Consider the following 19,538-nt stretch of genomic DNA (forward strand, 5'->3'; position numbering starts at 1 on the left):
GAGGCACACACCGAGAGAGACCTCACGGTGTTACTGAATGTTGGCGGATGCCTTGCGAACCTGCTCGACGACCGACGCCGGCAATGGGATGTAACCCATCGAATCGGCGATCTTCTGCCCTTCGGTCAGGCTGTATTCGACCATTTCACGCATGGCCTTGGCCTTGGCCGGGTTGCCGTTGTCCTTGCGGAAGATCATCCAGGTGTAGGACGTGATCGGGTAGGACTTGGCGCCGTCCGGATCCGGCAGCCAGGCCACCAGGTTTTCCGGCATCTTCACCGCCGCCAGCGCCTCTGCACCGCTCTCGGCGTTCGGCACGACGTAATTGCCGGCCTTGTTCTGCAGTTGGGCGAAGTCGACCTTGGCGAGCTTGGCGAAGCCGTATTCGATATAGCCAATCGCGCCCGGGGTCTGACGCACGGTAGCGGTCACACCATCGTTTTTCGGCGACTTGATGAACTTGTCACTGGCCGGCCAGTTGACGGTGTTGCCCTCGCCCAGCGCCGTCTTGAACTCCGGGTTGATGGTTGCCAGGTGCTTGGTGAACACCGCGGTGGTACCGCTGGAGTCCGCACGTACAACGACAGTGATCGGCGTATCGGTGAGTTTCAGGTCCGGGTTGGCGGCGGCGATCTGCGGATCGTTCCATTTGGTGATCTTGCCGAGGAAGATGTTCGAGTACACATCGCGTGGCAGCTTGAGGCCCTTGGGATTGCCCGGCAAGTTGTAGGCCAGCACGATTTCACCGGCGGTCATCGGCAACAACTGCACGCCTTCGGCAACCTTGGCGATGTCTTCTTCTTTCATCGCCGAGTCACTGGCGGCGAAATCAACGGTCTTGTTCAGGAAGTCCTGTACGCCCGCACCGCTGCCCTTGGATTGGTAATCCACGGTGACACCGTCGGATTTCTTGCTGAAATCCTTGAACCAGGTCAGGTAGATCGGAGCTGGAAAGCTCGCCCCAGACCCCGTCAGACGGACGTTCTCTGCAGCGAAGGACGCCGAGGTGGCACAAAGAGAAACCGTAACGGCGAGCGCAGCAGACTTCATCAAACTTTTCATTAAAAGAAATTCCTTGTGATGACGGGCCGGGGAACTCTGCAACATTCTTGTTACGGTTTTATGAATGCGCAGTGGCAAAGTGCACTTATGTCCTTCAGATAGCGCCTACAGCACGTTGGCTGTTGTAATCGCCCCGTAACAAATTGCGACTAACACTTCGCCATCTCCTACAACGCGAGCCCACGCCCATGTCCTCGACAGACGACACCTTGATACAGCGCATCCACCGGGAACTGCTCGATCACAGCGATGAAGAACTGGAGTTGGAGCTGGCCGAAGACGGTCACGACCTGGATGCCCTGTTCGATGGACAGGCTCCAGAAGGATCAGAAAAAGAAGCCCGGAGAATCTACTTCAGCGAACTGTTCCGCCTGCAAGGCGAACTGGTGAAGCTGCAAAGCTGGGTGGTCAAGACCGGCCACAAGGTCGTGATCCTCTTCGAAGGGCGCGACGCTGCCGGCAAAGGCGGAGTCATCAAACGTATCACCCAGCGCCTCAACCCTCGGGTCTGCCGGGTGGCCGCCCTGCCCGCCCCGAACGACCGCGAACGCACCCAATGGTATTTCCAGCGCTACGTTTCACACTTGCCGGCCGCCGGTGAAATCGTCCTGTTCGACCGCAGCTGGTACAACCGCGCAGGCGTCGAACAGGTCATGGGCTTTTGCAACGACGATCAGTACGAAGAGTTCTTCCGGACCGTGCCCGAGTTCGAGCGCATGCTGGCCCGCTCAGGCATCCAGCTGATCAAGTACTGGTTCTCCATTTCCGACCAGGAGCAACACCTGCGCTTTCTCAGCCGTATCCACGACCCGCTCAAGCAATGGAAACTCAGCCCCATGGACCTGGAGTCCCGGCGGCGCTGGGAGGCGTATACAAAGGCCAAGGAGATCATGCTGGAGCGCACCCATATCGCCGAGGCGCCGTGGTGGGTCGTGCAAGCCGACGACAAGAAAAAAGCGCGACTCAACTGCATCCACCACCTGCTCGGCCAGATGCCCTATGAAGAAGTCGAGCTCCCGGTGATCGAGCTACCGGAACGCGTCAGGCAGGAAGACTACTTCCGCAGTCCGACGCCGCCGGAAATCGTCGTTCCTCAGGTTTATTGAGATAACCGGATGGGGCGCCCTGTGCCGGGCGCCCCCTTCTATCGCCTGACATGTTCCTGTCAGCCTCCCGTCACCCTGACGTCAGATCGTCCCGCCTAAAGTAACGCCAGGATTGTTCCTGCGGCGCCAGCGCCAACCTGTGGGAGCGAGCCTGCTCGCGAAGACGTCAGCACATCCCATAGCGATGCAAGCTGGACCGGCGCTTTCGCGAGCGGGCTCGCTCCCACGGGGTCCTGGCTTGAGCAAGGATTTGAATCCGCCGTTTTTTTTTGCTGGAGCTCTTGTCATCAGCCGGAAGGAGACACGCAATGAACCACCCTGACGGGCACGACAGCGCACTTGACCACTTCATCTGGCCGATGACGCCAGACGGCATTCTGAGCCGCAGAGACCTGTTGCTTCGCCTGGGCGCTGAACAGCAACTCATGGCCGCACAGGACCCTGGGTGCAGGCGCGACCAACGAGACTACCTGCTTTCACTGATCGATTCGGCCCCGACACTGAACCATGGCGCTGAGCAACGTTCAGGCTTCGACGCCCAGCGAATGCGTAATGTCATCAGCGAAGCGGCCATGAAAAGCCATTGGGGCAAGCCTTCAGGAGGTCGCCGAACGCAGGGCATCGCCGCCCACTACGATGCGCAGAGCTACATGGCCGCGGCACTCGATGTCGAGCTGAGCGACGAGGGTCGCCTGATTGTGCATGACACGGTGTTTGTCGCGGACCTGGGCGCTGTAGAAAACCCCGGCCGCCTGCGCGCTCAGCTGGAAGGCGCGTGCCTGATGGGCGTCGCGTTCGTGGCCTCTGCTGAATTTGGTGCGACGGCCGCTGATCTGTGCCCGACCCTCGCCCAGCGGCCCCGCTGGCCACTCGTCTCATGGCTGCCAGGGCACATCGCGGTACACCTGATCAACCCCACGGGTGTGCTCCAGGCCTGCCAGCCCAGCCAGGTGAGCTACGTACCCGTCGTCCGGGCCTTGTGCAATGCAATCGGCAAAGCCTCGGCCAACCGCACCAGCGATTTGCCGCTCAGAAGCCGGTTGTTCGAAAGAACGGGCGGACGTTAAGTCACTGCCGGCTTCAAATCAAACCCAGCGTCAGGGCCTTCAGCGTCGCCGCCGCCCGGGTGGTGCATTGAAGCTTGCGGAACACGCTTTCGACATGGGTGCGCACCGTGCTCGGGCTGATACCCAGCTGGCGCGCCACCTCCTTGTTGCTTCCCCCGGTACTGATGCGCCGAAGAATCTCGGTTTCACGCTCGGAGAGCAGTCCGCCGCCCGGCTTGCAGGCTGTCATCGTGGTCTCCCCGCGTGACGCCGCCATTACCGCCTGGCAGGCCCGATGATCGAACCGTCCCTGATCCGCCTCGGCCAACAACAGGCAACTCGCTTCGTCGTGACTCAAGGCCGGCCGCCACGGCCGCTCGCTGAGCATCGCTTGCCAGGCCAGGGCCGCGGCGAGCAAACGGTGTTCGGTTTGCAACGTGTCGCCGCCCAGGCTGCGGAAATAACCGCTGCCATCCAGGCGCTCATAGGCATGCGCGGCCAGCTGACCCGGCACCGCCAGGGCAGGTATCTGGCCACAGGCTCGCGATGTCCAGTAGGGCACCAACCGCACTTGCTCAAGATCCCCGTCGAGCAAGGCTCGCGGAGTGTTCCAGAGGCGATTGGGCACCGCCGCGCGGCCGATGCCATGGATCAGCGCCGCTTGGCCGAGATGGTCGATGGCCGGCGCCGACAGCCCAGAAAGCCTGGCGGCCTCTCGAACCAGCTCCGAGGCACGTCGCGAGTACCCCGCCAGCCACGGCAGCTTGAGATCGATCACATCAGCAACCAGGCTCAACGGCACCTGTGCCGTGGCTACCTGCGAATCAACTGACTGCGGCGTGCGCAGTTGATCCAGCCAATCTTCGGCGTTTTGCAGCATTTCAGCGGCAAGCGCTGCCGGATAACGGCGATCGCGCTTGCTGGCAATCCATTGCAATGCGCTCTCCAGCCCATGCGTACGGGACAGAATCTCCAGATCCCCCGCCAGCAACACCTGATAAACCACCTCCGGCACCTGCGGATGTCGCAGGCCGGATGGCCTTCCCTCACCGTCGTATTGCTCGAACACATGACGCAGACCCTGTTCGACTTCGGTCCTCAAACCCAATGTGTGAGCGATATCACCGGACACTTCGCAATGAATCTGTGCCAGCGGCGTCGACCGGCGCATCGCCCGCTGCCCCGCCTCGCTGAGGGTATGCGTCAGCATCGCGTTGCGGCCCTCGACGTCATCGCCCAGCAGCCGGGTGAAGCCCTCGGCATTGGCGGTGCAGCCTGACCAGCGCAGCAAGGCCACCTGGCGTCCGGTCTCGGTGTGCTCGCCAGCACCGTTGCAAGTCTGCGCGAGCATCTGCACCAAACGGGCGGTGCGACGCGACTGATCGAACGGCTGGCCCATGCTCAGGTCGCCGACCATGGACAACGCCAGGATGGCGTCTTCCACCCCGATACAGTCAGCTGTCGTCATCTCGTTACCTCCGTGTATCTGATTGAATGTTGATGGCCTCGGATAAACGACCGATACCCGGGCCGCCGAGTATCGCCGAAACTGCGCTCACCCCAAACAGGAGATCGCATCATGTTCAAACCCAAGGCCCTTGCCCTCACACTCGCCATGACCGGTTCATTGTTCGGCGGCGCCGTCCATGCCGCGCCACAACCGCCTTCAGTCGTGATCGTCCATGGCGCTTTCGCCGACGGCTCCGACTGGGGCAAGGTCGTCCCGCTGCTGCAGGCGGAAGGCATCAAGGTCACTGTCGTACAAAACCCGCTGACTTCGCTGGCTGACGATGTCGCCGCCACGCAGCGTGTACTGAACAACCAGGAGAGCGACGTCGTGTTGGTCGGCCATTCCTGGGGCGGCACCGTCATCAGCGAGGCTGGCACCGACAAGAAAGTTCGCAGCCTGGTGTACGTCGCCGCGTTTGCTCCGGATGCCGGTCAGGCCGTCAAGGACCTGGGCAAGGAATTCCCGGCTCCATCCGGCGTGAAAGACATCGCCGCCGACAAGAACGGCTTCCTCTACATGACCACCGAGGGCATGGCTCGCGGTTTTGCCCAGGACCTTCCCCCAGCACAAACCGCGGTAATGGCCGCGACGCAAGGGCCGATCCGCGCCTCGGCCTTCGATGACAAGACCAGCGCCGCTGCCTGGAAAGGCAAGCCGACCTGGTACGTCGTGGCCAAGGAAGACCGGATGATCCAGCCAGATCTGCAAAGGGCTTTCGCCAAGAAGATCGGTGCCAAGGTCAGCGAAATCGAAGCCAGCCACGTGCCACAGCAATCACGCCCGGCAGACGTCGCAAAAGTCATCATCCAGGCCGTACAGAAGAGCCAGTAACCCAAGCCGCTGCTGCGCTGAACTCGATAACAGGAACCCTGCAAAGGAAGCCCGCTCATGCCCGTGAATCCCGCCCTGAAGAAGCACCATTACGACTTTATTGTCTGCGGGGCGGGGACTGCCGGCTCCGTCGTTGCCGGACGGCTGGCCGAGAATCCCGAGGTCCAGGTATTGCTCATCGAGGCCGGCGGCGGCGATGAGCATCCCCATGTGCTGGAGCCGCAGCATTGGCCGTTGAACCTGGGGAGCGAGCGCGATTGGAATTTCGCAGGCGCAGCCAACCCTCACCTCAACGACAGGAAGATGCCGCTGAACATGGGACGCGGGTTGGGCGGCGGGTCCAGCGTCAATGTCATGCTGTGGGCCCGAGGTCACAAGAACGACTGGGAAGACTTCGCCGTCGACAGCGGCGATCCTGCTTGGGGCTACGCCTCGGTCCTGAAGATCTATCAACGCGTGGAAGACTATCGGGGCATCGCCGATCCGCTGCGTCGCGGTAGCGGCGGACCGGTCCATGTTGCGGCTGTCCGGGACGCGCAACCGATTGCCAACGCCATGCTCAGTGCAGCTGGCGCAATGGGTATCCCCACCTTTGAAAACCCCAACGGCGCCATGATGGAGGGCCGCGGAGGTGCGGCCTTGAACGATCTCATCGTCAAGGATGGGCGGCGTCATTCGATCTACCGCGCCTACGTCGCTCCACGCTGCGGCCAGCCCAACCTCACCGTCCTGACCGATACGCTTGTCAGCCGGGTGCTCTTCAGCGACCAACGCGCCATCGGCGTGCAGACCATCAGCAATGGCCAGGCCGAGTGCTTCTACGCCGAACACGAAGTCATTCTTTCGCTGGGTGCGGTCAACACGCCCAAAGTCCTGATGCAATCCGGCGTGGGGCCGGAGGATGAATTGCAGCGCCATGGCATTGCGCTCGTCCAGCACCTGCCCGGCGTCGGCGCCAACCATCAGGACCACGTGTCCTTTGCGGTTATCTTCGAATACGCGAGGCCACAACCGGTGGGTTACGGCGGCTCGGAGGCGACGCTCTACTGGAGCAGCGAAAGCGCCTTGCATCTTCCGGACATGTTCCACTGCCAGGTTGAATTTCCAGTGCCCAGTGCAGAGACCGCCGCACTCGGTGTTCCCGCCCATGGCTGGACGATGTTCGCTGGCCTTGCCCACCCCGAAAGTCGCGGGCGGATCACGCTCAGCGGCCCGGATGTGAGCGATGCCCCGATCATTCAACCCAACACACTGTCGCACCCGACCGATCGGCGCAACGCCCTGGAAAACATTCGTTTCGTCCAGGAGCTGGGCGCTCAGACGCCGTTCAAGGGCTTGGTAAAGGGCGAAAGCCTGCCTGGAAAACTGCACATCCAAGCGTTGGAACACTATGCTCGCAACGCTGCGGTGACCTACTGGCACCAGTGCGGTACGGCAAAGATGGGCCGGGACGCGATGTCCGTGGTGGACAGTCAATTACGCGTCTACGGAATCCAGGGCCTGCGCATTGCGGATGCGTCCATCCTGCCCCATGTCACGAGCGGCAACACGATGGCGCCCTGCGTCGTGATCGGTGAGCGGGCCGTGGAAGCTATCCGCGCCACCTGTGAGCTATAAGCCTCGACGCTGACGCAAGCTTTGCGGCTCACCTTTTTGACAAGGGCCAGGATTCAACCCGGTTCTTTCCAGAACGCTTGGCCGCGTAAAGCGCCGAGTCAGCGGCCTTCAACAGTGCGTTTTGATTGGCCCCGCAGGTTTGTGTGGAGGACACTCCGAAAGAAGCAGTCGCAGTGAGCGTCTGGCCGTGATCAACCAGACTCATCTCTTCCAGAGACACCCGTATGGATTCGGCTCGGGCCACAGCACCTTCGGGCGGACAGTCCGGAAGGATGATGATCAGTTCCTCCCCGCCAAATCGGCAGGCAATGTCGGAGGATCTCAGCGATTGCACGATCAAGGCGGAAGCCGCACGCAGCACGGCGTCGCCTGCCGAGTGGCCGTAAGAGTCATTCAGCTGCTTGAAGTTATCGAGGTCGATCATCACGACACTCAGGCACGCCCCGTTGCGCTCGGCGCGCACCAGCTCGCGGTTTAGCGTCTCGTCCATGAAGCGGCGGTTGTACAGCCCGGTCAGCGGGTCCTTTATGGACTGGGTTTCCAACACCTGGCGCATGCGGCCATTCGCCAACGCCAGTGCCGTTTGTTCCGCCACGGCTTCAGCGATCTGCAGGCCCTCCTCGGACAGGTCGCGCAAGCCGACTTGACGGATATGCAACAGGCCGAGGATTTCACCGTAAGCCATCAACGGAAGACAACAATCAGTCACTGGGTCAGTGCCAGACGCTGCTGGGTAATGAGGGCAGCGAAGATCGTGGTTGTGCACCGACAAATGCCAGCGTCCCCGCCTGATCGCCCAGCAATCCTTGGGGTTGAGTATCGCATCGGCGGCCTTTTCCTCGGCCTGTCCCCACGCTGCGGCGTGTTGCAGGACATCAGCCGAGTTGCGATAGAGGAAAAACTCCCCCTCGCTTGCAGGTATCAACTTTTGGCAGTAAGTACTGGCCAGCTGAAGCGTTTCCTTCTGGGACAACTCCGTCTGCATCAACCTGGCCATTTCCGCGAGAAGACCAATCTCGCCATTTCGGCGTTTCAAACGCGCCAGGCTCAGGCTCAGTTGATCGCTGGCCAGGTTGGCCGCCACGGCAGACTCCGATTGACGGCGGACACTGCTGCGCATGGACAGGTAGATGAAACGTCCTAACCCCAGGGTAACGATAAAGCTGAGGATGGAAATCGCGACCGCCCAACGAATGTTGCTCAAAAGCTGGCGTTCGAGCGCCACAAGCTCCTCTGTTTCGTCAGCAATGAGCTCCGCAGTCAAGGAGCGCACGGTATCCATCAGTTCCTTGCCGCCACCAGCGGCGATCTCGGCCTCTGCCGCATCATTGCCGTTATGGCTGACCAGCTTCACGACCCTGTCCAGGTGGACCATTTTCAGCTCGGCGTGCCGGATGAATGCTTCGACACGCGCAATCTCTTCGGCCGGATCCCCTTGATAGGCAATTCGCAGGCTTTTGATGGCAGGAGGCAAGTGAGACACGGCGACATAGTACGGCTGTAGAAAGTCGTCCTTTTCCGTCAAGGCGTAGCCACGCTCGCCGGTCTCCGCGTCGACCAGAAACCCCTGGACATTGCGGATACGCTCGATCTGCGACTCGACCACGTTTCGCTCCAGACGCGTCTCATTGGTCCAGAACAACGTGATCGGCCCCACCGCCGCGGTGACGGCCATGACGGCAGTCGCGGTGGCGGCGGCAAAAAGAAGGCTGGCTTTACGATCAGGCATTGACGATTGCGCTCTTGGCTATCAAACGATGTCGGCCTGATGAAGAAAATATGTAACGAAACAGAACCGAAAAACGGTTTATCGCATTACGCCATAGGGCAGGCAAGTCGTATCGCCAGTTTTAGCTGACATACCTATATCAGCGAAAGCGCCGGGGCGGTCGAGGATGGTATTCGCTCGGGCCGTCCCAATCTCATCGAATTGCCGATCACGGCTTGAAGCTGCTTTGGCGCGAATCCATGTGGTTCAAGCCCGGAACCATTCCCTGCGCTCATCCAGCGTGTGGCGGATCAGTTCGATGAGCATCTGCACCTGCGGCACTGGCCGGGCCTCGGTGCTCGCCGCCATCCAGAGGTGGCGCTGCATCGGCTGCTCAAACAACCCCGGCAACGCGACCAGGCCGCGATCGAAATGGCTCATGTACTGCGGCAACAGGCCAATGCAGGCGCAGCAGCGGATCATTTCCAGCATCAGCCCATAGGATTGCACCTGCACCACGCCGGCGCGGCGTTGCTCGACGAGGGTATTCCACGGCGTGAAACTGCCCACCTGGCTGTCGGCCTGCCATTGCACCAACATGTAGTCGTCCAGCTCTTCCAACCGGCGCGGACGGCTGGCCGGGCGGGAATAACGCTTGGCGATGTGTGGCAGATAGTCCAGCCGCGCCAGCCGCTCAGGCGGCTGTGTCGCAACGCTCGGCACCGGCGTCGATTCCTGCCCGTCACTCAGCCACAGCACCAGGTCGGCACTGACCGCCTGCAGCGCCAGTTCGCTGTCCAACGTGATGATTTGCAAGCGCACGCTGGCGTTGCGGCGCAGCAATGAGATCAGGTCACGCCCCAGAAGGTCGTGCAGGATCGACTCGGCCACTGCAAGGCGAATCAACGGTTGATCGGCCAGCGCTGGCGGACCGTCCTCGCCCAGGGTGAGCAAGCGCGCCTGCAATTGCCGTCCTTCGCGGGTAAGCGCCAGGGTGCTGCCCTGGAAGCTGAACAGTGATCGCTGCAGGCGAGCTTCCAGTTGGGCCAACTGCTTGCGCAGCCAGGTGGCCTTGACGTTCAGACTGCGGGACGCCTGCATGAAACAGCCGCAACGGGCGCTGACCAGAAAACACTGCACCACCTGCGGCTCGATGCTGGCGGCCAAGGCCAACCACGGCTCAGGCGCACGCAAGGGCGCGCGGTATGCGGTGACAGCCTGGCGTCCTGCGGGCTCGATGAAAGACATGAGTGACTCCCTGTCATTTAAAAACCGATTAAGCGTGGCGAGGGAGCTTGCTCCCGCTGGACTGCGCAGCAGTCCCGATAAACCAGCTACCGAACCTCCTCCAGCACCTTGCTCAACTGCGCGCCATCAATGCTCAACGTCGCGGTGTCGAGCATGCCGTCCAGGTAGGCCTTGGCGATCTGCTCCTGGCGCTGGGCACGCAACGCCTGGGTCAGGCGCTCGCGGACTTCATCCAGGGTCGCTTCCCGCGCCGGTTGCTGCTCGGTGAGCTTGATCACGTGAAAGCCCGCAGCGCTCTGCACCGGGTCCGATACCGCGCCCACCTTCAACCGCACCACTGCCTCGCGCACCGTCGGCACCAGTTGCTGCAACGGCTGGAAGCCACTGTCACCACCGCGCTCGGCACTGGCGCGGTCCTGGGAATAACGGCTGGCCAGCGCGGCGAATTCAGCCGGCGCGGCCTGGGCCTTTTTGCTCAGTTCCACGGCTTGGCGGCGCACCGCCTCGACGGTCTGTGGCTCGGTCGCCGCAAGGAAAATCTGGCTGACCCGGTACAGCGCCGGCGCGGTCCAGTTGGCTTTTCCCGCTTTGTAGGCCTGTTTCAGCTCATCCTCGCTGGGATACCCGGCCGGCACCTGGCTGACCGACTGCAGATAATCCCGAAAGACAATCTGTTCGGTCGCAGCGCGCATTTGGCGCTCCACCTCCGGGCGCTGACGCCAGCCTTGGGCATCGGCCTGCTCCAGCACGGCTTTTTCCGCCAGTCTTGCGCGGATCCAGCCCTCCAGTGCGGCGCGGTTGCCGCGCATCTGCTGGCGAACCTCGGGGGCAAGCGCCGCTAGCAACGCCTTGAGTTCTTCCGGGCTGACCTGCTGGCTACCCAGCCGCGCCAGGCTCGGCGACTCGCTTGTCGCCACGCTGACCGATTGCACCGCCGCCACCGGATCGTTGCCGGGACGCAAGCCGAGGACAACAGCCACGGCAACCAGGCCCAGCGCCGCAGCGCTGATGACAAACGTTGGCTTTTTCACAGTGCGGCGGCCTCCTCCGGCGCGGCCTCAGCAGGCTCGGCGCCGGTGTGCAGGCGGGCGGCGTTCTGGCTGAACTCGCGCAGGTAGACGATGAATTCCTGAAGCAACCGGTCCCACAGTTCCAGGTTGCTGCGCAGGTGCTCGGCGCTGACGCCGGCCGCCACCACCACGTCCATTTCCATCACCAGGAATTCGCCCTGTACCGACAACCGGGCAAAGCGTCGCGAGGCGTTCCACAGCTCCGCCAGCCCGGCCGGCAGCTCACCCTGCACGCGCAAGGCACAGCTGAAGGTGAAGTCCAGGTATTGGCCCGGCGTCGGTGTCGGATTGCCGAAGCGCACGGCATAACCGATGCCTTGGCTGGCGCTGAGCAGTTGCACGATACCGTTCTGCTCCGTTTCGTTGACCCGATAACCGGCGGCTTGCAACACCTCGGTAAGGGACGCGGGCGTGACGTGTTCAATCAATGAAGTCATGTTGGTTCTTCCTTGCGCAATCAATGGGTGATCGAGGCCTGGGGCGCATCGAAACGGTTCTTGTAGAGATCATCGCCAAAACCCTGGGCCAACTCTTCGAAACGTACCCGGGCCTTGCCGGCGAAGGGCTGGCGGATCTTCATGATGTCGGTCACGTCGATGGTTTCGTAGGCGTGCAGCAGTTCCTTGGCGACGTCGTACATCTGCTGATTCTTGACCGAACATTGCTGCACTTGTGTGTCACGTTCATGCAACCGGGCTTCGAGACGGGCCCGTTCGGTTTCCTTGCCCCGGGCCATGACCAGCAGCTCGTCGTAGGCCTTCTTGAACTTGCCGATCTGCTCATGGCTGGCCGCGGCCTGGGCCTGGGCCTGGCTTTGCAGGCTTTCCTGGCGCCCGGCCAGTTGTTCGACCAGGCCTTGCGCCTTGGCGAGTTCGGCGGTCAGACGCTTGACCTGCGCCTCGGCTTCCTTGGCGCGGTTTTCCGCCGCCTGGCGGGCGACGCTGGCCTGGGCCTGTTCGCTCTGCAACGTCTGCAACTGGGCGGTGGTGCTGCGCAGTTGCGTGCGCAGGCGTTCTTCCAGGCCTTCGCCGTAGGCGCTGCCGATCAATAACGGACTGAGCAGCAGGCCCAGCAGCAACGCTGAAGGACAAGGGTTGATGGCTCGCCTTTTCATGAGGCCTCCCGGCGCTTAGAAGCGCGTGTTGATTTCAAGCTGCAGGACATCGATGTCGTACGGCGCGCCGTACACCGCTTCGGAACTCAGCCAGCGACCGGTGGCGAAGACGTTGCTCGCCAGGCCGTAGTTGCCGCCCAGGAAATAGCCCTTGGCGTTGGTGCCGCCCAAGTGGAACGAGGAATCGTTGAAGCCGTCCGGCAAGGCGTCCGGCTGGATATATTTGTAGCCGGCGAACATGTTCCAGTCGCCCTGGCGCTTGAGTTCCAGGGAGTTACCCAGGGTGAACTGGAGCATCCAGGCGTTGGCTCCGCTCTCGACTTCACCGTTCTCATCGAGATTGTTGGCGAACTGCCCTTCCGAACGTTTGCGCATTTCACCTTCGTCATAACCGAGGTTATGCACGTAATGCGCCTGGCTGCGCAGCTTCAGGTCTTCCGGCAGATCGGTGTCCCACGCCAGGTTCAGGTCCAGCAGGTTGAACTCCGAGGCCAGGCCGACGTATTGCGGCTGTGGCGTGGCAGACGGATTGAGCGGATTGGGCGTGATGTCGCGCAGCAGGAACACGGTGTTGCCCTTCTGCATGAACGCCACGCGCGAGCCGTCGGTGTCGCAGCCCGGGTCACCGGCCCAGGGCTCGCACGGCGACGAGCGTTGGCCTTCGATGTCGTCGAAGCGGTAATAGGCCAGCGCACCCTTGACGCGGTTGCTGTCGTTGATTGCCCAGTTGGCGCCCAGTTGCGCGCCGTACAGCCACTTGTTGTCGCTCTCTTCCTTGTCCGTGCCGTTGCTGGTGCTGGTGTCGTTGGTGTACTCAACCGGGAACGCGCCGACGGTGCCGAACAGGCCGAAGTCCTGGCTGAGCTTGCGGTTGAAAATCGCCGCCACGCCATCGAAGTTCAGGTCGCCGGAGTACAGCAGGTCGGTGGAGTAGAACGGGTTGGCGATACGCCCGCCGGTCAGGGTCAACTCGTCCGAGGGCTTCCAGGTCAGGTAACCCTGGTCGAGCCAGATGTCTTTCTTGCCGAAGCCGCCACCGAGGGTCTGGGTGGTGGACACCGGATTGTTATCCGAGCCGGTGCCGATACGGATGCCCGCGGTCCACTCGGGCGCGATCACCGCCTTCATGCCCAGGCGCGCCCGCAGGCGGAAGAGGTTTTCGCGGTCCTCGCGGGTATTGAGCAAGGGCGGCAGGTTCGAGCTGCTGTTGGGGTTGACGTCGTAGGGGCCGCGGTCGTTGAGGCGAGCGAAGTCGACGATCTGGTTGCTGTTGGTGCCCGAGTAATAGCGCGATTCGTCCCGCAGACGGATATCGCCATCAAAACTGATGCGCGAGACCCAATCCGGGAAAGTGTTGGGCTGGGCCCAGTTTTCCTTCTTGGCGGTGGCCATGACTTCGGCCTTGACCTGGTCGCGGATCTGCTCACGCACGATGTTCGGCACGTACTGCACCCGCACATCCCCGGGCGCACCGGCGGGTGCGGCGGCAACGGCAGTGGCAGCCTGACGGGCCTGCACGGCTTCGCGCTCGGCCTGGGCGATCAGGCCATCGGCCTGGTCCTGCTTCAGTACGCCCTGCTGCACCAGCAGGCGGATCAGATTGATCGTGGCGTTCTCCGAAGGCGCCGGGGCTGCCGACGCGTGCCCGGCCAGGCTCAAGACAACCAGGCCGACCGCCCACGACAATCGATTCACATTGGCAATCATCTGCACACAACTCCTGTTGGCAAACTTTCAAGAATTCGGGTTAACCCGGACGCCGTCCCTGCAGGGACAGGCGCACGGGCAAAGTCAGGGAGGCCGGAGGCCGTTCACTCAAATGCGGCGCGGCACGCAGGGCGGCGATCACTTGCTCATCCACCTGCGGGTTGCCGCTGGACTTGACCAGCTCGACACGGGTGATCTCCCCCACCGCGCTGAGCCAGACGTCGGCCTGCAGCGAAAACGCCAGGCTGCGCAAGTCAGGGTTCTCCCGCAGCAAGCGCTGGAAGGTGAACGCCAGAAACTGGCTATAGGTTCCGTTGCCGAGGCGTCCGCCCCCTGCCCCGGCCATGCCGCCGCCCTTGCCCGCGCCAATGTTGAAAGCGTCATTGCCGGCCTGGGCGTCACCGTCCATCTGCATCGGGTTGGCCAGGTCATCCACCGGCGACGGCGGCGCTTCCTCCTCGGGCTTGACCTCTTCGGGCTCCGGGGTCGGTTCGGGCTCGGGCACTTTTTCCTCGACCTTGGGTTCCGGCTCCTTGGGTTTTTCCGGGGGCGGCGGCGGTGGTGGCGGCAGCGGGATGATGGTCGGCACCTTCGGCGCTTCACGGCGCACGCCGCTCATGTCGTTGGCCCATTGCCACAGCAGCCAGGCCGCCAGGCCAGCCAGCGCCAGGCCGGCGGCCCACTTGAGCAGGCGCAGCGGCGAGCGCTTCACGGGGGGCGGGTTGACGGGAAGTCTGGCGGTCATGATCAGCCCTGGCTCGGTTTGCCGGTCACCAGACCGACTTGGGACAGTTCCAGGCGCCGCAACAGGTCCAGCACCTCGATGACTTTCTGGTACTGCACCGTGGCGTCGCCGCGCACGATCACCGGGAAGTCCGGGCTCTGGGCCTTCTCGATGCGCAGGCGCTCCTCCAGCTCGGCCAGGGTCACCGGGTAGGCATCGAGGAATACCTGGCCACCGTCATTCACCGAAATCGCCTTGGTCTTGGCCTCGGACAACGACACCGAGGCGCTGGCCTTGGGCAGGTTGATCTGAATGCCCGAGACCTGCGCCGTGGCGGTGAGGATGAACATCACCAGCACCACCATGAGCACATCCACCAGCGGCGTGACGTTGATGCTGTCGACCGCTGCATCATCGTCGTCATCGTGTGACGTATTTACGCTAGCCATGGCGATGCTCCTCAGGCCGGTACGGACGATTGGACGTGATGGTCACGGCGATGAGCCGCTTCGCCGGACTGGCCTTCGCCGTGCATCTCCGCCAAACGCGTGATGAACTCGTCGACGAACACCCGCATGTCGGCGCTGACTTCCTTGTTGCGGGTGATCAGGCGGTTGTAGCCAAACAGCGCCGGGATCGCGACGAACAGGCCCATGGCGGTGGCCAGCAACGCGGCGGCCATGCCTGGGGCGATGGCGTTGATGTTGACGTCACCGGCCATGGCCGTGCCGAGGAACACCACCATGATCCCCAGCACGGTGCCGAGCAGGCCGATGTACGGGCCGCCGGCGATGGCGTTGGACAGGGTCGAGAGTTTCGAGCTCAGCGCCTGGTTTTCGCGGGTACGCACGCCGTCCATGGAGCAGCGGATCGCCTCGATGGTGGCGGCCGAGACGGTCGAGGTGTCGGCGCCCTGCTCGCGGCGGGTGCGGATCTCCTTGACCGCCACCAGGTACAGGCGCCACAGGGACGAGTGTTGCAGGCGCTGGGCAAGTTCCTGGTCGTCGGCGAACATTTCCAGGCGCGTGCCGATCCGGGCGAACTGCTCGCGGAACGCTTCGTTGGCGGCACTGAGACGACTGACCATGCGGTTCTTGCGAATCATGATGACCCACGACTGGAACATCATCAGCACCAGCACGGCAATGATCACCCAGGCGTCCAGCGGCACCGCGTTGAGCAGGAAACCGAGGCTGCCGAAACCGAAGCCGGATTGCTCTTCATCGACACCGTAGGCCACCAGTTTCGATTCGGCGCCCTGGGCGTTGGCATCGGCCAGGAGCAGCGGCGCGGGCCGGGCGACCTTGGACAGGCGCGCCTCGTCCATGGCCCCGCTGAACGGCGCGAAGGTGCCGGCGGCAACGTCTGCTCCCAAGGCGATCGGCGAATTGAACGCCGGCATCGCCAGCGCCAGGCTCGCGGCTTCGCGGCCGTTGACGTACAGCACGACTCGATCACCCGAGGCGGTCAATGCCAGGTGCTGCCATTGGCCGGGGTTCAGCGGCTGGGTCGAGACCGCACGCTGATCATTGATCGCTACGAACGGCACCCCTTGGTTGACCCCAACCAACAGACTGGCGGCAGCTTCGCGACGGGCCAGGACGACTTGCTCGCCGCTGGCCTGGTCCTGGCGCAGCCAGGTGCTGAAGGTGAACGCGGCCCCAGCGGTGTGTTGCAGCGACGGGCTGGCTGGTAGCAACAGTGGCTGGCCGTTGAACTGCAGGGCCCGGCCGATCACGCCGTCGATGCTCACGCCCGCCGCGCCCTGGGCGTTGTTGCCGTAAGCCGTGGTGTCCCGTGGCGGAATGCCGGTGGCGCCATCGAAGTGATACAGCGCGGTGTAGTCCGGATCGAAGGCCAGTTGGCCGCTGGCGGTGGCCGGGGCTTTCTGGTTGCCGTAGTACATCCACAGATCCTGGCGCTGGCCACCTTCCACGTTCGGCACATCGACCCAGATCAGGGCCATGCCCATCAACGGGTCGAAGCTTTCGATCTGGTGATTGAGCACGGTCTTGTCGTCGGCACTGACGAAGCGCAGGTCCGAACCATCCTCCTTGACCCCGTCGAAGGTGAAGTTGCCGGTGTGCAGGCGCACCAGCAACGCCGTGCGGCCCAAGGCCTGGGCGATGGCCGCGCCTTGCGGCGTGGTGTCCACCGAAATCTGTTTGCGGTAGTGCCAGTCATCCTGCCACCAGGCGTTGGCGGTCGCCGGAAGCAGCAGCCCCAGGCAGATCAACAGCGGTATGAATAAGCGTTGCATGGACATGACTCCTGGGTTCAAAACGTCGCTTGCAGGTTGAAGTGCAGGCGCGATTCCTGTTTCGTGGTGTTCGGCCCGTCGAGCAGCGGAAAGCCCCAATCGAGGCTCCCGGACAGCCATTTGCTCAGGCTTGCGCGGGTGCCGAGGCCGACGCTGGCGAGGCTGTAATCGGGATCCTGGTCGGGCAGTTCGTCGCGCAGGTACAGCTGCGCGCCCTCGGCGAAGGCATAGAAGCGCCACTCCTGGACATAGCTGCCGAGAAACCTGGCCAGCGACGGCGTGCGCAGCTCCTGGGACAACAGGTAGCCGTCGTCAGCGGTGCGCTCGGCGGCCAGGTAGCCGCGTACCGACGTGGCACCGCCGGCGGAGAACTGTTCGTTGGAGACCAGCGGCCCGGAGGCCAGTTGGAAGGCGGCCTTCGAGGCAGTCTGCCAGTCGTTGCCGAAGGTGAAGGTGTAATTGCCGTCGCCCTTGAGCACCGCAAAGCTTGGGCTGGCGCGGTAGCGCTTGTAGTCGAACTCCTCGTCGTCGCTGCCATAACCCAGCAGGCTACGGGTGCCTGCCACCAGGCTCAGGCCCAGGCCCAACTGACTGGTTTCGGTGTAGCGGAAACCGTTGTAGGCGAAGGTGAACGGCGCGTACTTGAGCGGTGCCTTGTCGCTGGCACCGCCCAGGTTGAGCTCTTCGTCGAAGTCCTTGAAATCCACCCCGACCGAAAAGCTGTTGGCCCATGCGCCACTGGACGGCAGGCTGTAGATCGCCGACACACCGTAGGAGTGGCCCTTGCCCAACACATTGCTACCGCCGACGGTCGCCACGTTGCTGTCGGACTGGTAGCCGGAGAACTGCACGCTCCAGCGCTCGCTCAGTGGCGCGGTGTAGGAACCCGACCAGACCTTGGCGTTTTCGGTGTCCTGGGGCGCGGTGAAAAAGGTCAGCGAAATACTGTGACCCAGTTGCCAGAGGTTGTTGTAGCCGAGGCTGGCGACCGTGCGCAGCTTCTCGGTGTCGGCGCTGTAGTCGTTGTTCAGGCCCAGGCTGGCTTGCCAGGGGTCCTGGTCCTCGACCTGCAAGTCCACGTCCATGGTGCCGGGCCGCTGGCCTTCGCGCACCAGCGGCATGACCTGGCGTCCCGGGGTCTTGTTCAACTGCGCCAGCTCGGTCTGGACCTGGGCGAAGTCCGGTACCTCGCCTTCCTTGAGCGCCGGCACATCTTCGCGGATTTCCACCGGCGAATAGTGCTTGGCACCGACCACCCGCACGCGGCCGATCTTGGTCTCGCTGACTTGCAGGTAGACGATGCCGTCCTCGACTTTCTGTTCTGGCAGTTCGACGAACACCGATTGGTAGCCGCGAGCCTGATAGACCTTTTGCAGCGCCTCGCGAGCGCCTTCGATGTCGTTCAAAGTCTTTTGCGGACCGAGGAACGGATAGACTGCTTCCTCGATCGCGCGGGCATCCAGCACCGTGTTGCCGCGCACGAAGTACTCGTTCACGTCCACCAGGCGAGCCGGTGCCGCTTCGGCTTCCGACGCTCCTTCTGCCGCGAATGCCGACGGCCCCCCGACCGCCAACAGCAGCCAGCCCCACAGCGCCGGCCGCGATTTGAAAAAATGCTCCACACCACCCCCTGAATTCAAAGTACGGCTCAATTGCTTGCGGTCGATGTCGTGGCGTGCCGGGCCAGCCAGGTGTGCAGCAGCGCGAAGTTCAAGGAGAACTCGGGCATTTGCAGCAAGGCGCCACAGAACACTTCACCGATGATTTTCTGGATAAGCCGCACGGCCCGCGCATCGCCCAGCAGCGTGGCGAGGTCCTTGCTCAGCACGTTGAAGCTCCAGACCTTCTGGTTCAGGTCCAGGCCGACGAACCAGCGGAACAGCAGGTTGTAATTGAGTTGTTCGTAGAGGTGCTGTTCGCTGGGCACCGAATAGAGCAGTTGCAGCAGCAGGATGTGCATGGCCGTCTGCGGCGCGATGAGCATGCCGGCATCGGCGTTGAGGCCCTGCAGCACGTCGCGGTGTTCGGCCAGCAAGTCGTCGATCTGTGGCCGTAACAGCACCAGGGAGTGGCCCTGGGGGATGTAGCTGGACACTTCCTTGAGCGCGCCCTGCCAGTCATCCTGGGAAACGATCCAGACCCACGGCGCACCGTAGCGATACACCGAGACCGGCTGCTTGCGCGCCGCCTCGACGATCTTCGATAGCCGCTGGTCCAGCTCCTGCATGCCCACTTTCGAATAACGTTCCATAGTCCCCATTGCCTCACTCCCGGCTTCGCGCCCCGGCTCCAAACGACCTGAAAGGTCCCCTCGAACACGTCACACAGGCATGACGGGAATGGCGATGTGCTACCGAACTTTTGTCATGAAAGCTTCATTTGAGATCGCGCCGCAGCTGTGGCGAGGGAGCTTGCTCCCGCTGGGGTGCGCAGCAGCCCTGAAAAGGCCGCTGGAGATCAGCCTGACGCACCGCGGTGACTGGATTGGGGCCGCTTCGCAGCCCAGCGGGAGCAAGCTCCCTCGCCACAGGGGTA

The 19,538-nt window shown here is 62.9% G+C and carries 17 protein-coding genes; 4 read left to right on the forward strand and 13 right to left on the reverse strand.

The features are described from left to right. Nucleotides 1-30: 30 nt before the first annotated feature. Nucleotides 31-1,062: a phosphate ABC transporter substrate-binding protein PstS gene (gene pstS / locus J3P89_RS12515; protein ID WP_434600770.1), complete on the reverse strand. Its 1,032-nt coding sequence runs from the start codon at nt 1,060-1,062 to the stop codon at nt 31-33. A 188-nt stretch (nt 1,063-1,250) separates the two neighbouring features. On the opposite strand from pstS, the gene ppk2 reads away from it, so the two are divergent. Then, nucleotides 1,251-2,168 carry a polyphosphate kinase 2 gene (gene ppk2 / locus J3P89_RS12520; protein ID WP_434600769.1) on the forward strand — a complete coding sequence of 306 codons (918 nt, stop codon included), beginning with the start codon at nt 1,251-1,253 and terminating at the stop codon, nt 2,166-2,168. A gap of 308 nt (nt 2,169-2,476) precedes the next feature. After that, nucleotides 2,477-3,235 (forward strand): hypothetical protein, encoded by a 759-nt coding sequence (locus J3P89_RS12525; protein ID WP_434697717.1) that lies wholly within the window; start codon nt 2,477-2,479, stop codon nt 3,233-3,235. 13 nt (nt 3,236-3,248) lie between these two features. Here the strand turns inward: J3P89_RS12525 and J3P89_RS12530 are convergent, their stop codons facing one another. Next, the gene (locus J3P89_RS12530) at nt 3,249-4,682 is read right to left on the reverse strand and encodes an HD domain-containing phosphohydrolase (RefSeq protein WP_434697718.1); all 1,434 of its coding nucleotides are present in this window, start codon (nt 4,680-4,682) and stop codon (nt 3,249-3,251) included. 111 nt (nt 4,683-4,793) lie between these two features. Here J3P89_RS12530 and J3P89_RS12535 point away from each other — a divergent pair, with 111 nt between their 5' ends. Further along, complete coding sequence (locus tag J3P89_RS12535; RefSeq protein WP_434623646.1) at nt 4,794-5,555, forward strand: alpha/beta hydrolase; 762 nt, start codon at nt 4,794-4,796, stop codon at nt 5,553-5,555. 57 nt (nt 5,556-5,612) lie between these two features. Further along, nucleotides 5,613-7,172 (forward strand): GMC family oxidoreductase, encoded by a 1,560-nt coding sequence (locus tag J3P89_RS12540; RefSeq protein ID WP_434697719.1) that lies wholly within the window; start codon nt 5,613-5,615, stop codon nt 7,170-7,172. A gap of 28 nt (nt 7,173-7,200) precedes the next feature. Here the strand turns inward: J3P89_RS12540 and J3P89_RS12545 are convergent, their stop codons facing one another. The 11 genes from J3P89_RS12545 to J3P89_RS12595 form a co-directional block, all read right to left on the reverse strand. Then, nucleotides 7,201-8,901 carry a diguanylate cyclase gene (locus J3P89_RS12545; RefSeq protein WP_434697720.1) on the reverse strand — a complete coding sequence of 567 codons (1,701 nt, stop codon included), beginning with the start codon at nt 8,899-8,901 and terminating at the stop codon, nt 7,201-7,203. A gap of 246 nt (nt 8,902-9,147) precedes the next feature. Beyond that, nucleotides 9,148-10,128, reverse strand: coding sequence for a LysR substrate-binding domain-containing protein (locus tag J3P89_RS12550; RefSeq protein WP_434697721.1), 981 nt, complete (start codon nt 10,126-10,128; stop codon nt 9,148-9,150). A gap of 86 nt (nt 10,129-10,214) precedes the next feature. Further along, complete coding sequence (locus J3P89_RS12555) at nt 10,215-11,159, reverse strand: peptidylprolyl isomerase (RefSeq protein ID WP_434697722.1); 945 nt, start codon at nt 11,157-11,159, stop codon at nt 10,215-10,217. Continuing rightward, nucleotides 11,156-11,635 carry a YbjN domain-containing protein gene (locus J3P89_RS12560; protein WP_434568437.1) on the reverse strand — a complete coding sequence of 160 codons (480 nt, stop codon included), beginning with the start codon at nt 11,633-11,635 and terminating at the stop codon, nt 11,156-11,158. Before J3P89_RS12560 ends, J3P89_RS12555 begins: the two co-directional genes overlap by 4 nt. A gap of 20 nt (nt 11,636-11,655) precedes the next feature. Beyond that, the gene (locus J3P89_RS12565; RefSeq protein ID WP_434697723.1) at nt 11,656-12,312 is read right to left on the reverse strand and encodes a DNA repair protein; all 657 of its coding nucleotides are present in this window, start codon (nt 12,310-12,312) and stop codon (nt 11,656-11,658) included. 15 nt (nt 12,313-12,327) lie between these two features. Beyond that, entirely contained in the window at nt 12,328-14,019 is a 1,692-nt protein-coding gene (locus J3P89_RS12570; RefSeq protein WP_305501089.1) for a putative porin, read from the reverse strand. Between the two features lie 40 nt (nt 14,020-14,059). Beyond that, a complete protein-coding gene (locus tag J3P89_RS12575; RefSeq protein WP_305501091.1) occupies nt 14,060-14,764 on the reverse strand; it encodes an energy transducer TonB family protein in 705 nt (234 codons plus the stop codon). 2 nt (nt 14,765-14,766) lie between these two features. Beyond that, on the reverse strand, nt 14,767-15,192 hold the full coding sequence (locus tag J3P89_RS12580; protein WP_434568441.1) for an ExbD/TolR family protein: 426 nt from the start codon (nt 15,190-15,192) through the stop codon (nt 14,767-14,769). Nucleotides 15,193-15,203: 11 nt separating this feature from the next. Continuing rightward, nucleotides 15,204-17,003, reverse strand: coding sequence for a DUF2341 domain-containing protein (locus J3P89_RS12585; protein ID WP_434623662.1), 1,800 nt, complete (start codon nt 17,001-17,003; stop codon nt 15,204-15,206). Between the two features lie 17 nt (nt 17,004-17,020). Further along, complete coding sequence (locus J3P89_RS12590; protein ID WP_434697724.1) at nt 17,021-18,625, reverse strand: ShlB/FhaC/HecB family hemolysin secretion/activation protein; 1,605 nt, start codon at nt 18,623-18,625, stop codon at nt 17,021-17,023. 26 nt (nt 18,626-18,651) lie between these two features. Continuing rightward, entirely contained in the window at nt 18,652-19,254 is a 603-nt protein-coding gene (locus J3P89_RS12595; protein ID WP_434697980.1) for a transposase, read from the reverse strand. Nucleotides 19,255-19,538 lie beyond the last annotated feature (284 nt).

It is taken from the genome of Pseudomonas sp. Z1-14 (assembly GCF_051132005.1).
Classification (GTDB): domain Bacteria; phylum Pseudomonadota; class Gammaproteobacteria; order Pseudomonadales; family Pseudomonadaceae; genus Aquipseudomonas.

Bases quoted from the DNA above. Each gene is read 5' to 3' on its own strand.
- pstS (WP_434600770.1), bottom strand. From the start codon at position 1,062: ATGAAAAGTTTGATGAAGTCTGCTGCGCTCGCCGTTACGGTTTCTCTT.
- ppk2 (WP_434600769.1), top strand. From the start codon at position 1,251: ATGTCCTCGACAGACGACACCTTGATACAGCGCATCCACCGGGAACTG.
- J3P89_RS12525 (WP_434697717.1), top strand. From the start codon at position 2,477: ATGAACCACCCTGACGGGCACGACAGCGCACTTGACCACTTCATCTGG.
- J3P89_RS12530 (WP_434697718.1), bottom strand. From the start codon at position 4,682: ATGACGACAGCTGACTGTATCGGGGTGGAAGACGCCATCCTGGCGTTG.
- J3P89_RS12535 (WP_434623646.1), top strand. From the start codon at position 4,794: ATGTTCAAACCCAAGGCCCTTGCCCTCACACTCGCCATGACCGGTTCA.
- J3P89_RS12540 (WP_434697719.1), top strand. From the start codon at position 5,613: ATGCCCGTGAATCCCGCCCTGAAGAAGCACCATTACGACTTTATTGTC.
- J3P89_RS12545 (WP_434697720.1), bottom strand. From the start codon at position 8,901: ATGCCTGATCGTAAAGCCAGCCTTCTTTTTGCCGCCGCCACCGCGACT.
- J3P89_RS12550 (WP_434697721.1), bottom strand. From the start codon at position 10,128: ATGTCTTTCATCGAGCCCGCAGGACGCCAGGCTGTCACCGCATACCGC.
- J3P89_RS12560 (WP_434568437.1), bottom strand. From the start codon at position 11,635: ATGACTTCATTGATTGAACACGTCACGCCCGCGTCCCTTACCGAGGTG.
- J3P89_RS12565 (WP_434697723.1), bottom strand. From the start codon at position 12,312: ATGAAAAGGCGAGCCATCAACCCTTGTCCTTCAGCGTTGCTGCTGGGC.
- J3P89_RS12570 (WP_305501089.1), bottom strand. From the start codon at position 14,019: ATGATTGCCAATGTGAATCGATTGTCGTGGGCGGTCGGCCTGGTTGTC.
- J3P89_RS12575 (WP_305501091.1), bottom strand. From the start codon at position 14,764: ATGACCGCCAGACTTCCCGTCAACCCGCCCCCCGTGAAGCGCTCGCCG.
- J3P89_RS12580 (WP_434568441.1), bottom strand. From the start codon at position 15,192: ATGGCTAGCGTAAATACGTCACACGATGACGACGATGATGCAGCGGTC.
- J3P89_RS12585 (WP_434623662.1), bottom strand. From the start codon at position 17,003: ATGCAACGCTTATTCATACCGCTGTTGATCTGCCTGGGGCTGCTGCTT.
- J3P89_RS12595 (WP_434697980.1), bottom strand. From the start codon at position 19,254: ATGGAACGTTATTCGAAAGTGGGCATGCAGGAGCTGGACCAGCGGCTA.